We start from the raw sequence: 12,207 nt of genomic DNA, 5'->3' as shown, positions 1-12,207 counted from the left end.
TCAGTCGTTGCCGCTGGCGGGCGCTGCGCCGAGGGCGTCGACGGCGTCGAAGAACTCGTCGGGCACCGTCCGCTCGAGCAGGGTGCCCAGGGCGTCGAGTCGGGCGGTGCTGGTGATGCCGACGACGGTCGCGTCGACCAGCGGGCTGCGCAGCGAGAACTGCAGCGCCGCGGCGGCGAGGTCGACGCCGTTCCCGCGTGCGAGGGCGCGCACTCGGTCGAGGTGCGCGGCGAAGGCGGCCGGCATCTCGCGGTACCCGTAGCTCGACGATCCGTTCGCGAGCGTTCCGCCGCCGAACGGTGCGGCGTTGATGACCGTCATCCGCAGCTCGCGAGCCAGCCGGAAGGTCTCCTCCGCCATCCGGTCGACGAGGGTGTACCGGTTGTGCGAGAGCACGGCGTCGAACGCGCCGGTCTCGACGTAGCCGTGCACCTGCGCCATCGTGCCCGACGCGATGCCGATCGCGCCGATCACGCCCTCGTCCCGTGCTTGCAGCAGCGCCTCGACCGCACCGCCGGGCGCCATGGCCTCCGACAGGCTCAGGGAGTACGGGTCGTGCAGGTGGTAGAGCGGCAGCCGGTCGAGTCCGAGCCGGGTCAGCGACTCCTCGAGCGAGCGGCGCACGCGGTCGCCGTCGAACACCCCGTCGGGGTCGGCATCCGCTTTGCTGTAGACGAGCGTGCCCGCCGGCAGGCCGCCGGCGCGACGTACGGCGTCGCCGAGCAGCGCCTCACTGCGTCCCTGGGCGTAGTTGTTCGACGTGTCGACCCCGCCGAGCCGCGAATGCAGCAGCGCGTCGGCGAGGGTGTCGGCGCCGTCGCGGGTTCCGAGAGACGAGGCGCCGAGCAGCACCGGGGTGAGCGGGATGGCGTGCATGCGTCCACGCTACCGAGCGAGCAGGGCGGATGCCGACCTCGCGGCGGCGGTGAGCGCCGAGGCGAAGGCGCTGGGGCTGGAGAGCGATCCGTCGCAGCTCGCCGTCATCGGCATCGCCGTCGCGCAGGAAGCCGGTGTCGACCCGCAGCGACGCGGTCCACATCTGTGGTTCCACGAGCTCACGCCGCCACGGCCCGGACGGGGGCGCACCCATGTCGACATCTCGGTCCCCGCCGACGTGGCCGAGACGCGTGTCGCCGCCGCGGTCGCCGCGGGCGGGCGGATCGCCGACGATTCGGCGGCGCCGAAGTGGTGGACGCTCGCGTCACCCGACAATCACGGTGTGGATCTCGCAGCCTGGGCGGACTCGACGGCGTGACGCCGCGTCCGCGTGGGGTGCGCTCAGTTGGTGGAGCAGCAGCCCCCGCCACAGCACGAGGCGCCCTCGTCGGCGACGACGATGAGGTTCTTCTCGTCGGTGACGGGCTGGAGCGTGGGGGTGGGCAGGTTCGAGGTGGCCATGCGCTCCATGGTAGCCCGCAGGCACGACGGCGGGCGTAGGCTCCGCAGCATGACCCATTACCTGATCTCGTTCCCGAGTTCGGCCATGGTCATCCCCGAGGGCGAGTTCGACCAGGTGGTCGCCGACTCGCACGCGGTGATCGAGGAGGCCAAGCAGGCGGGCGTGTACGTCTTCGGCGGCGGCATCGACGAGACCGTGGCTCCGGTCATGGTCTCGGGCCAGGGAATCGTCACCGAGGGCACGTACCCGCAGACGCGCACCATCGAGGGCGGATACACGGTGCTGAACCTGCCGACACGCGAGGCGGCGATCGAGTGGGCCGCGAAGATCGCGACGGCCTGCCGTTGCGCGCAGGAGTTGCGCGCGTTCGGCTTCGACCCTGCCTCCTGAAGCGCGCCCGCGATCGGGCGCGCGGCGCGGCGGAGGCCTGGCGGTCAGTGGCCGCCGATTTGGCTCGTGCCGCCGTGGCGGCGGCCGTCGGTCGCCTGATAGAGCTGGCTGCCGAGCTGCTCGGTCTCCATGCCGCCGGCGCTTCGGGTCTCGTAGGTCTGCACCTCGGGTCGCACGAGGCGCACGAGGCGGGTCCAGATCGACGTCTTCTTCTCAGCCATCGGGTCTCCCGTCCGTTGCCGCGAACCTATCACCCTGCGGGTCGCCCGACGTCTACGTCGCACTCCAAGCAGAGACCGGATCGGCCGGCGACATAGGGGGCGGCCCTGGCGGCAGCGCCCCCTGAGCAGGACGCCCCACCGCGGAAGGGCCGCAGGGATCTCAGGGGTGACGGGGCGCAGGAATGAGGAGCGCTTCGAGGGCTGCGAGCCTTTCGGTCCGGCTGCCTGCGATCTCGACGACGTTCCGGCCTGCGCCGACGATCTCGTCATCTGCGACGAAATCCAGCAGGACGTCGTTCATCACCTGGCGCAGCGGAAGGTCCGGGAGCACGACGAAGTCCGGATGGCGAACAGCGAAGTCGGACACGAGCGTGCTCTTCCCGCTGGCATGGGTCCCGGAAACGACGATCCGCATGGCGCGACTCTACGGCGTCGTCGTCGCGATCCTGCGCCTCCGACGCAGCAGCCGGGTCGGCCGGGTCGAGGAGGATCTGGGCCGCGTACACGACATGCCGGGAGCCGAACCGATCGGACGCCCGCGATCAGCCGCGTGGCTCTGCGGGGCGCGTCGGGCGCGACACCCGCCATCCCGCGCCGGCCGCGAGTGCGCCGCCCGCGAGGAGCACGAGCACGGCTGCGGAGAGGTTCCATGCGCCGACCCATCCGGCGATCGGGTAGCTGACCAGGAAGCAGGCGTGCGAGAGCGAGAACTGCGCCGTGTAGACCAGGGTGCGGTTGCCCTCGTCGGATGCGGCAAGAAGGAGGCGCGCGGACGGGGTGTTGACCAGTGAGGTCCCTGCGCCCAAGGTCGCCCAGATCAGCAGCAACGGCCACCAGTTCCCGGTCGGGTCGACCGTGATCGTGAAGGCCAGGGCGGCGACGAGCCCGATGAGGACGACAGCCGCGCCGCCCCGCATGGTGCGCGCAACCCCGCGCTTCGCGACGAGTCGGGGGGTGTTGAGGGCGATGAGCAGCGACCCGACCCCGAACGCGGCGTAGGCGATGGCCAGAGCGCTGTCGTCGAGGGCGAACACGCTCTTGACGTAGACCACGCTGTCGACGAGGACGAGCGCGGTGCCGGCCGCGACGACGACGTTCATGAGCATCAGCAAGCGGAGGCTTCTCGTGCGCGCGAAGACGCGGATTCCTTCGGTGGCGCGTCGCCAGAAGTTCACGGTGACGCCATCGACAGCGCGTGCGGGGACCTTGGTCACCAGCACGAGCGTCGCTGACCCGAGGAAGCCGATGACGGTAGCCGCGAAGAGGCTGTTGTAGGTGACGATCGCCAGGAGCGCTGCGGCGGCGATGGGGCTCACGATCGCCTCCAGGTCGTAGGCGAGTCGGGACAGCGAGAGCGCTCTCGTGTAGTCCCGCTCCTCGGTGAGGATGCTGGGGATGGTGGACTGGAAGGTGGGCGTGAAGGTCGCCGACGCGGCCTGCAGCAAGAAGATCAGCACATAGATCTGCCAGACGTCGGTGACCAACGGCAAACCCAGAGCCGTGAGCGCACGGACGACATCCGCGCCGACCATGACCGTCTTGCGTGGCAGCCGGTCGACGGCGGCCGCGAGGATCGGTGCGAGACCGACGTAGGCGACCATCTTGATGGTCAGAGCTGTGCCCACCACCGCACCCGCGTTCTCGCCGGCGAGGTCGAACGCGAGAAGTCCCAGCGCGACGGTCAGCATGCCGGTCCCGAGCAACGCGATCACCTGAGCGGTGAACAGCTTCCGGTATGCGCCGTCGCACAGGACCGAGAAGATGTCCACCTCAGGATGCGCCGTGGTGAGGCGGGTGCGCGTCGACGGCGTGCTCGGCCTGCAGGATCGCTTCGCGGACCACGCGGATCGCGTGTTCGTCCGTGAGTGAGTAGAACGCCCGGTTGCCGTCGTTTCGCACGGTCACCATCCGCGCCCAGCGCAGCTTGGCAAGGTGCTGTGAGATCGCGGGCCCCGGCCGTTGGACGACATCGGCGATGTGATTGACCGACAGCTCGCCGTCGCGCAGCGCCAGCAGTATCCGCACACGGGTCTGATCGGCGAGAAGGCGGAACACCTCGACGGCGACTCCGATGTACTCCGAGTCGACGCCGAAGCTCTGCTCGTTAGTGTCTGCATGCATACGCAGATATTAACTCCGGTCGCGCCGAACGGGAATGCGGTCGTCGTCTTCTGTCGACGGAGGTGCGGATGGCGGGCCTCCGAGAACTCCGCTCCTCGGGAAGAGCGCGACGGTGAGTGCCGCGCCGATGGCGGCGCCGAGCAGTTGCGCGCCGAGGAAGGCGACCGCGGATGCGGGCGCGATGCCGGCGAACGTGTCGGTGAAGATGCGCCCGATCGTGACGGCGGGATTGGCGAACGAGGTGGAGCTGGTGAACCAGTACGCCGCGCCGATGTACGCGCCGACCCCGGTCGCGACGACCGGGATACTTCGTCCGGTGCGCGACAGGCCGAACACGAGAAGGACGAGGCCGGCGGTGGCGACGCATTCGGCGAGGATCGTCGCCGCAGTGGCGCGGTCGATACCGGCGATGCGCGTAGGTGTGGCGAACATCGCGTTGGCGAGGATCGCGCCGCCGATCGCGCCGACCACTTGCGCGCTGAGGTAGGCGACCAGATCCCGCACACCCCGCCCGGTGAGGGGCCGTTCGAGCGCCCTGTCGACAAGGGAGACCACCGGATTGAAGTGGGCGCGGGAGATCGGCGCGAACAGCACGATGAGCACGCCGAGGCCGAGTGCAGTGGCCACAGCGTTCTCGAGCAGCTGCAGGCCCGGGTCGGTGGACAGTGTCTGCGCGGCGATTCCGGACCCGACGATCACCGTCACGAGCAGGCCGGTGCCGAGGAACTCCGCCAGCGCCCGCCGCCACAGCGGGTGTCGCGCGAGGGCGGACGTGTCCACGCTCACGCGGGCGGGGTCAGCTCGCCGATGAGGATCTCGACCCGGTGGCGGATCTCGTCGCGGATACGGCGAACCGTCGCGGCATCCTGGCCGGCGGGGTCGTCGAGCTGCCAATCCTCGTAGCGCTTGCCGGGGAAGATGGGGCAGGCGTCACCGCAGCCCATCGTGATCACGACGTCCGACTCCATGACGGCGTCGACGGTGAGCAGCTTGGGGGCGTTGTCCGCGATGTCGATTCCTTCCTCGCGCATGGCGTCGACGGCGACCGGGTTGACCTGGTCTTTGGGCTGCGACCCGGCGGAGAGGACATCGATGCGATCGCCGGCAAGGGCCTGCAGATAGCCGGCGGCCATCTGGGAGCGGCCCGCGTTGTGGACGCAGACGAACAGGACGGTGGGGTTGCTCATGCGGGAGTCTCGTTTCCGTTTCTGGTGGAGCGTCGTTCGACGATGATGGTGTCTCGCCAGCATCCGGCGTGCGCGCCGAGCTGCGAGCGGGCGATCCGCTCGCGTCTGCCGACGACGCGGAACCCCGCGCGCTCATGCAAGCGAAGACTGGTGGTGTTCTCGGGGAAGATGCTCGCCTGAACCATCCAGTACCCGGCCGCTTCGGCGGCATCGATGAATGCCGTCAGCAGGAGCCGTCCCACGCCCTGCGCGCGGTGGGCGGGGTGGATGTAGACGGAGTGCTCGATCACGCCGCGGTAGACGGCGCGGGTCGAGACCGGGGCAGCGGCGGCCCAGCCGATCACGATGCCGGCGTCATCGACGGCCACCAACCGGGCCTCGTCGATCTTGCCGCTGTCGAAGTGCTCCCAGCTCGGCACGGACGTCTCGAAGGTGGCCTCGCCGCCGGCGATCCCGGCGGCGAATATCGCCTCGACCTGCGGCCAGTCTGCCGCGGCCATCGGTCGGATGGCGGTCACGCGCAGCAGCCGCTCCCGCTGCCGAAGTCCGTGGAACACACCCCCGTGGCGGGCAGCGTGAGCTGGACGACGGTGGCCGCGCGCACGTCCCCGTCGAGCCAGGCGACCACGGAACGGACCTGCTCGTAGCCGGTGGCCAGCAGGAACGTCGGGGCACGACCGTACGACTTCATTCCGACGAGGAAGAACCCGGGCTCGGGGTGGCGCAGTTCGTCGACCCCGTGAGGGGCGACCGTGCCGCACGAGTGCAGGTTCGGGTCGATCAGCGGGGCGAGCCGAACCGGCGCTTCGACGATGTCGTCCAGCTGCAGCCGGACCTCCCGCAGCATCGTCAGGTCGGGGCGGAACCCGGTGGCACCGACCACGAGGTCGGTGTCGTGACTGACGGCCTCGCCGCGCCGTGATCCGATGAGTCGGATGCCGTCGCCGCGACGGCGCACGGCAGAGATCTCGAATGAGTCGATCCTCTCGACCGCGCCGTCGTCGACGAGCTGCTCGACGCGAAAGCCCAGACGCGCGCGGTCAGCGAGCTCATCGTCGGCGGATGGGGACACCCGGACCGCCGCGGCGTTGCGGATCAGCCACGTCACCCGGGTGCCCGGCTCGCTTTCGGCCAACGCCGCGAGGGCGATGAGCGTGTTCGCGGCGGAATGCCCCGCGCCGACCACGGTGGTGTGGCGACCGGCGAACCGCGCCCGGTCGGCGCCCCGCACATCCGGTAGCGCGTGGAGCACGAGGTCGGACACCTCGGTCACACCGGCCGGGTCAAGCCCGGAGGAGCTGAGTGGATTGGGCGTGCCGTACGTGCCGGACGCGTCGATGACCGCTCGCCCGGCAAGCTCCAGGGTCTCCCCGTCGCCGGTCTCGAGCCGGACGACGAAGGGCGCCTTCTCCCGGCCCGCGGAGCGAGTGCGGTCCATGCCCTGCCGGGTGACGGCGACCACACGAGCGCCGTAGCGGATCCGCGAGCGGATCCCTTCGATCCGTGCGAGCGGCGCGAGGTACCCGTCGACCATTTCCGTGCCCGTGGGAGCACGGCTCTCATCGGCAGGCGCCCTCCACCCTGAGGACTCCAGCAGCCGCCGCGACACGGGGTCGATCAAGTGTCGCCAAGGCGAGAAGAGGCGCGTGTGACCCCACAACCGGATGGCCGAGGCCGGGAGGTCGCCGGCCTCGATCACCGTGAAGTCGATTCCCCGCTCGAGAAGGTTCGCCGCGGCCGCCAGTCCGATCGGACCGGCCCCGATGATCAGCACCGGCAACGACGTGTGATCGTCGCTGATCGCCGCACGCGATGTCAGGTCTTGCAGAGTCATGAGGGCCTCCGACAACGGATATCGATGAACATCGATGCCAAGCATGACCCTGCCTATCGAAGACTGTCAATATCGACTACCATCGATACATGGTCACGCTGCTTGAGGTCACCGACATCACCGCGTCCGTGGGCGAGGTGTGCTGCGCGCCACTCGTGAGGGAGCCCATCGGCCAGGCGGAAGCCGATAAGCTCGCCGTGACTCTGAAAGCTCTCGCCGACCCGGCCAGGCTCCGGCTGCTGTCCATCGTGGCCTCCTCCGAAGGCCAAGAGGCGTGCGTGTGCGACCTGATCGCACCCGTCGGCCTGTCCCAGCCGACGGTGTCCCATCACCTGAAAGTGCTCACCGAAGCAGGGTTCCTCTCTCGCTCGAAGCGAGGAACGTGGGCCTATTACCGCCTGGCACCGGACGCTCTGACCGGTGTCGCGGACTTCCTCACCATCTGACGCGCACAACGACTCGTGGGGCGGAGAGGTCGCGCCCTGCAGGAACGCCGGCCGGACGTCGCGCACGGCCGGCGGTGACGGCTGGTCGCCGACACCGCGGCGGGTCACACGTTGAAGCGGAACTCCACGACGTCGCCGTCCTGCATGACGTAGTCCTTGCCTTCGAGACGGGCCTTGCCCTTCGCGCGGGCCTCAGCGACCGAGCCGGTCGCGACGAGATCGTCGAACGAGATGACCTCGGCCTTGATGAAGCCCTTCTCGAAGTCGGTGTGGATCACGCCGGCCGCCTGCGGAGCCTTCCAGCCCTTGCCGATCGTCCAGGCGCGCGACTCCTTCGGACCCGCCGTGAGGTAGGTCTGCAGCCCCAGCGTGTCGAAGCCGATGCGCGCGAGCTGGTCGAGGCCGGACTCATCCTGACCGGTCGAGGCCAGCAGCTCCGCCGCGTCTTCCGGGTCGAGGTCGATGAGCTCCGACTCGATCTTCGCGTCGAGGAACACCGCCTGCGCCGGCGCGACGAGCCCCGCCAGCTCGGCCTTGCGGCCGGCATCCGTCAGCACGGCCTCGTCGACGTTGAAGACGAAGATGAAGGGCTTCGCGGTGAGCAGGCCGAGTTCGCGGATGGGCGCGAGGTCGATGCTCGTCCCCGAGAGCAGCTCGCCGCGCTGCAGGGCGTCGCGTGCCGCGACGGCCGCATCGAGCACTGACGGGTCGAGCTTCTTGCCGCGCACCTCCTTCTCGTATCGCGTGATCGCCCTCTCGAGGGTCTCGAGATCGGCCAGCTGCAGCTCCGCGTTGATGGTCTCCATATCGGATGCCGGGTCGACCTTTCCGTCGACGTGCACCACGTCGCCGTCGGCGAACCCGCGCACGACCTGCGCGATCGCGTCGGCCTCGCGGATGTTGGCGAGGAACTTGTTGCCCAGGCCCTCTCCTTCGCTCGCACCACGGACGATGCCGGCGATGTCGACGAACGACACGGCGGCGGGAAGGATCCGCTCGGAGCCGAAGATGCCGGCGAGGGTCTCCAGGCGCGAGTCGGGCAGGTTCACCACGCCGACGTTCGGCTCGATCGTCGCGAACGGGTAGTTCGCCGCGAGCACCTGGTTCTTGGTCAGGGCGTTGAAGAGGGTCGACTTGCCGACGTTCGGGAGTCCGACGATTCCGATGGTGAGAGCCACGGGAGTCCAGTCTACGTGGCGCATCATGCGCCGCCCGGCGCGCCTGGCCGCCGACGTCGGAGGTCGCGGCGAGAGTGGAGACGTGCCCCTGGATTTCACCGCGATCGACTTCGAGACGGCGAACTCCTCCTCCGCTTCGGCCTGCGCGGTCGGACTCGCGCGCGTGCGCGACGGCCGGGTCGTCGCCTCGGAGGGATGGCTGATCCAGCCACCGCCCGGTCACGACCGCTTCTTCGAGCTCAACATCGGCATCCACGGCATCCGCCCGGACGACGTCGTCGACGCCGCGGGCTGGAGTGCGCAGCTCCCCCGCCTCACAGCGTTCGCCGGCGACGACGTCCTCGTCGCGCACAACGCCGGATTCGACATGCGGGTGCTGCGCTCGGCGTGCGAGGCGACAGGCGACGCGTACGCGGCGCACCGCTACCTGTGCAGTCTGCAGGTGGCGCGCAAGACGTACACCCTCGACTCGTACCGCCTGCCGATGGCGGCTGCCGCCGCCGGTCACCTCGACTTCGCGCACCACGACGCGACCGCCGACGCCCTGGCGTGCGCGCAGATCGTGATCGACGCCGCCGCACGCGCGGGAGCCCACGATGTCGTCGAGCTCGCGATGCTGCTGGGCGTGCGCATCCCGCAGCTGCCCGTTCCGGAGCGCGTCGAGGCGGCGGTCACCGGAAGCTGAGGCCGCTCGCGCGCGCCGCGCGCCCGATGTCGGAGGCCCCGGGCATCCTTGCCCCATGGATGATCTCCTGCCGATCGTGTTCGCCGTCGTCTTCCTGCTCGCGGGTCTGCTCGCCGGCTGGTTCGCCGGCGCCGCCCGTGCGGCGACGCGTGCAGCCGAGGCGCGCACGGGACTGACGGCGCGGCTGGCGGCGGCCGAAGCGGAAGCCGACGCCCTCGCCGCCCAACTCGAACAGCAGCGCACACTGACGCGCGAGCTCGGCGCCCAATCGCGCGCCGACCTCGCCGCCCAGCAGGAGCGCGAGCGACGCGAGCAGCAGGTGCTGCGTGCGCTCGCGCCCGTGCAGGAGTCGCTGCAGGCGATGCAGCAGAAGGTCGACGACCTCGAGCGCGACCGCCACGCCCAGTTCGGCTCGGTCGCCGAACAGTTGCGGCGGGCGCACGAGTCCGGCGAGGCACTACGGGCGACGACCGAGTCGCTCGCCGGCGCGTTGCGCTCCACATCCGCGCGCGGCGTGTGGGGTGAGACGCAGCTGCGCCGCATCGTCGAATCGGCCGGTCTCACCCGGTATGTCGACTTCGAACTGCAGACCTCGATCGGGTCCGATGCCGGCGCAGGGCGCCCCGACCTCATCGTGCGGCTGCCGGGCGACAAGGCGCTGGCTGTCGACGCGAAGGTGCCGTTGGATGCCTATCTCGAGGCGAGCGAGATCCCGGTGACGGCGCAAGGGGCCGAGGGGGCGCGTCGCCGTCAGCTGCTCGAGAAGCACGTGAAAGCCGTCCGGGCGCACATCGACGCGCTCGCGAAGAAGGCGTACTGGGCGGGGCTGCCGTCGAGCCCCGAGTTCGTCGTCTGCTTCATCCCGAGCGAGTCACTGCTCGCGGCCGCCCTCGAGGAGGATCCGGCGCTCCTGGACTACGCGTTCGGACGCCGCGTCGCGCTCGCGTCGCCGGTGAACCTGTGGGCGGTGCTGAAGACGGTCGCCTACACCTGGACGCAGCAGGACGTCAGCGACGAGGCCCGCCGCCTGTTCGATCTGGGTACCGAGCTGTACCAGCGCCTCGGCACACTCGCCACGCACGCCGACGACCTGCGGCGCGCGATCGAGCGCACCGTCGACAGCTACAACCGCTTCGCGGGTGCGCTGGAATCACGTGTGCTGGTGAGCGCGCGCCGGTTCCCCGGCATCGACGAGACACGCCTCGACGCCACAGCAGCGCCGGCCACGATCGAGAAGGCGCCGCGCAAGCTCACCGCTCCCGAGTTCACGGGGATCGCAGAGTCCGAAGGCGACCTGCGCGCCGATGTGGGAGAACTCCGCGGGCGACTCGACTGACCGGTGGGATCAGAACGGGAACAGGTTCAGCAGCATGAGCACGCCGCCCGAGACGACGACGAACGAGCCGATCATCCACCAGGGGCTCATCTGGTGGCCGTCGGGCATGCGGCGTCGCAACAGCACGTCGGGTCGACGCGACGGGTCGACCGGCACGGCGATCGTCCCCGTGGCAGGGCGACCGGTGCTGTGGCCGGATGATGCAGTGCTCATTTCACTCCCGGGGTCGTTGAACGGCGAACGTGTCGCCGGTGACACCGGCACCCATTGTGCCAGAGGGCACCTGGGAAGCACCTCCCCGACCCGCGGGGTTGACAGAACGGCCCCGCATCCCGGCGTCACCACCGCGACGGGCGGCGAACGGTGGCGGACGGATCAGCCCATCACAGCCACTTCGAGGCGAGGTGCTCCGAGGTGATGCGGCGGAGGGTCCCCGAGACGCCGCGCAGCACGACGCTCTCGGTGATGATGTAGTCCGGTCCCGAGCGGCGCACACCGCTGACGAGCTCGCCGTTGGTCACACCGGTCGCGACGAAGATCGTGTTGCGGCCCTTGACCATCTCGTCGGCCTCGTACACGTGGTCGTCGAGCTTGAGTCCGGCGTCGATGCCCTTCTGCTTCTCGTCGTCGTCGCGCGGCCACAGTCGTCCCTGGATGTGCCCGCCGAGCGCCTTGATCGCCGCCGCCGTCACGATGCCCTCGGGGCTGCCGCCGATCCCGATGCACATGTCGGTGCGGGCGTTGTACCGGGCGGCGTTGATGCCGCCGGCGACGTCGCCGTCGCTCATGAGACGGGTGCCCGCACCGGCCTCGCGGATCTCCTCGATCAGCCGCGCGTGCCGCGGCCGGTTCAGCACCGAGACGACCAGCTCGTCGACCGGCTTGTCGAGCGCCTTGGCGAGGCGCCGGATGTTCTCACCGACGGGGAGGCGGATGTCGACGACGCCGACGCCGGCGGGACCGGTGACGATCTTGTCCATGTAGAAGACGCTCGACGCGTCGAGCATCGTGCCGCGGTCGGACACGGCCAGCACCGACAGCGCGTTGTTGCGTCCCTCCGCGGTGAGGGTCGTCCCGTCGATGGGGTCGACGGCGATGTCGCAGTGCGGCCCTCGGCCGGTGCCGACGTGCTCGCCGTTGAAGAGCATGGGGGCGTTGTCCTTCTCCCCCTCGCCGATGACGATGACGCCGTCGAAGTTCACCGTCGACAAGAAGGCGCGCATCGCATCGACCGCCGCGCCGTCGGCGAGTTCCTTCTGCCCGCGGCCGATGAACGGCACGGAGCGGATCGCCGCAGCCTCCGTCGCGCGCACCAGTTCGAGGGCGAGGTTGCGATCGGGGTGGAGGGGGCTCATGTCGGCTGTCAGACTCACCATGGCGCCAGCCTAGGGCGGCAGCCCTGCCGAGATC

Annotated in this window: 17 protein-coding genes; 5 read left to right on the top strand and 12 right to left on the bottom strand. The window is 70.0% G+C overall.

Annotated elements, in window-relative coordinates:
- On the bottom strand, positions 1–876 hold the full coding sequence (locus C7474_RS05850) for an aldo/keto reductase (protein WP_121058051.1): 876 nt from the start codon (positions 874–876) through the stop codon (positions 1–3).
- Between C7474_RS05850 and C7474_RS05845 the strand changes: the two genes are divergently transcribed.
- Together C7474_RS05845 and C7474_RS05840 are read left to right on the top strand one after the other, a co-directional pair.
- On the top strand, positions 875–1,255 hold the full coding sequence (locus C7474_RS05845; RefSeq protein WP_147436680.1) for a VOC family protein: 381 nt from the start codon (positions 875–877) through the stop codon (positions 1,253–1,255). The two genes, C7474_RS05850 and C7474_RS05845, sit on opposite strands and share 2 nt — an antisense overlap.
- A gap of 192 nt (positions 1,256–1,447) precedes the next feature.
- Positions 1,448–1,789 carry a YciI family protein gene (locus C7474_RS05840; protein ID WP_121058049.1) on the top strand — a complete coding sequence of 114 codons (342 nt, stop codon included), beginning with the start codon at positions 1,448–1,450 and terminating at the stop codon, positions 1,787–1,789.
- 44 nt (positions 1,790–1,833) lie between these two features.
- On the opposite strand, the gene C7474_RS15145 is transcribed toward C7474_RS05840, so the two are convergent.
- The 8 genes from C7474_RS15145 to C7474_RS05805 all read right to left on the bottom strand — a co-directional run bounded on the left by C7474_RS15145 (position 1,834) and on the right by C7474_RS05805 (position 7,152).
- A complete protein-coding gene (locus tag C7474_RS15145; protein ID WP_199692382.1) occupies positions 1,834–2,010 on the bottom strand; it encodes a hypothetical protein in 177 nt (58 codons plus the stop codon).
- Positions 2,011–2,170: 160 nt separating this feature from the next.
- Positions 2,171–2,425: a hypothetical protein gene (locus C7474_RS05835; RefSeq protein WP_121058048.1), complete on the bottom strand. Its 255-nt coding sequence runs from the start codon at positions 2,423–2,425 to the stop codon at positions 2,171–2,173.
- Positions 2,426–2,552: 127 nt separating this feature from the next.
- Positions 2,553–3,779 (bottom strand): MFS transporter, encoded by a 1,227-nt coding sequence (locus tag C7474_RS05830; protein ID WP_241965140.1) that lies wholly within the window; start codon positions 3,777–3,779, stop codon positions 2,553–2,555.
- Between the two features lies 1 nt (position 3,780).
- Positions 3,781–4,131 carry an ArsR/SmtB family transcription factor gene (locus tag C7474_RS05825; RefSeq protein WP_121058047.1) on the bottom strand — a complete coding sequence of 117 codons (351 nt, stop codon included), beginning with the start codon at positions 4,129–4,131 and terminating at the stop codon, positions 3,781–3,783.
- A gap of 9 nt (positions 4,132–4,140) precedes the next feature.
- Complete coding sequence (locus tag C7474_RS05820; protein ID WP_121058046.1) at positions 4,141–4,917, bottom strand: aquaporin; 777 nt, start codon at positions 4,915–4,917, stop codon at positions 4,141–4,143.
- Entirely contained in the window at positions 4,914–5,318 is a 405-nt protein-coding gene (locus C7474_RS05815) for an arsenate reductase ArsC (protein WP_121058045.1), read from the bottom strand. Before C7474_RS05815 ends, C7474_RS05820 begins: the two co-directional genes overlap by 4 nt.
- The gene (locus C7474_RS05810) at positions 5,315–5,818 is read right to left on the bottom strand and encodes a GNAT family N-acetyltransferase (RefSeq protein ID WP_121059272.1); all 504 of its coding nucleotides are present in this window, start codon (positions 5,816–5,818) and stop codon (positions 5,315–5,317) included. Before C7474_RS05810 ends, C7474_RS05815 begins: the two co-directional genes overlap by 4 nt.
- 14 nt (positions 5,819–5,832) lie before the next feature.
- Complete coding sequence (locus C7474_RS05805) at positions 5,833–7,152, bottom strand: NAD(P)-binding domain-containing protein (protein ID WP_121058044.1); 1,320 nt, start codon at positions 7,150–7,152, stop codon at positions 5,833–5,835.
- 89 nt (positions 7,153–7,241) lie between these two features.
- Here C7474_RS05805 and C7474_RS05800 point away from each other — a divergent pair, with 89 nt between their 5' ends.
- The gene (locus C7474_RS05800) at positions 7,242–7,598 is read left to right on the top strand and encodes an ArsR/SmtB family transcription factor (RefSeq protein WP_121058043.1); all 357 of its coding nucleotides are present in this window, start codon (positions 7,242–7,244) and stop codon (positions 7,596–7,598) included.
- 104 nt (positions 7,599–7,702) lie between these two features.
- Here C7474_RS05800 and ychF read toward each other — a convergent pair whose 3' ends face one another.
- Positions 7,703–8,776 (bottom strand): redox-regulated ATPase YchF, encoded by a 1,074-nt coding sequence (gene ychF / locus C7474_RS05795; protein WP_121058042.1) that lies wholly within the window; start codon positions 8,774–8,776, stop codon positions 7,703–7,705.
- Between the two features lie 82 nt (positions 8,777–8,858).
- On the opposite strand from ychF, the gene C7474_RS05790 reads away from it, so the two are divergent.
- A complete protein-coding gene (locus C7474_RS05790) occupies positions 8,859–9,461 on the top strand; it encodes an exonuclease domain-containing protein (protein ID WP_121059270.1) in 603 nt (200 codons plus the stop codon).
- Between the two features lie 55 nt (positions 9,462–9,516).
- Positions 9,517–10,797 (top strand): DNA recombination protein RmuC, encoded by a 1,281-nt coding sequence (locus tag C7474_RS05785; protein WP_121058041.1) that lies wholly within the window; start codon positions 9,517–9,519, stop codon positions 10,795–10,797.
- Positions 10,798–10,806: 9 nt separating this feature from the next.
- Here the strand turns inward: C7474_RS05785 and C7474_RS05780 are convergent, their stop codons facing one another.
- Together C7474_RS05780 and glpX are read right to left on the bottom strand one after the other, a co-directional pair.
- Entirely contained in the window at positions 10,807–11,010 is a 204-nt protein-coding gene (locus C7474_RS05780; protein WP_121058040.1) for a UDP-N-acetylmuramyl pentapeptide phosphotransferase, read from the bottom strand.
- Positions 11,011–11,180: 170 nt separating this feature from the next.
- Positions 11,181–12,173, bottom strand: a complete 993-nt coding sequence (gene glpX, locus C7474_RS05775) for a class II fructose-bisphosphatase (RefSeq protein WP_121058039.1) — start codon at positions 12,171–12,173, stop codon at positions 11,181–11,183.
- Positions 12,174–12,207: the final 34 nt, after the last annotated feature.

This window comes from Microbacterium telephonicum (genome assembly GCF_003651225.1).
In the GTDB taxonomy this organism is placed as follows: Bacteria; Actinomycetota; Actinomycetes; order Actinomycetales; family Microbacteriaceae; genus Microbacterium; species Microbacterium telephonicum.
Note: the sequence above shows the minus strand (reverse complement) of the source record. Positions and strands in the feature narration are given on the sequence as shown.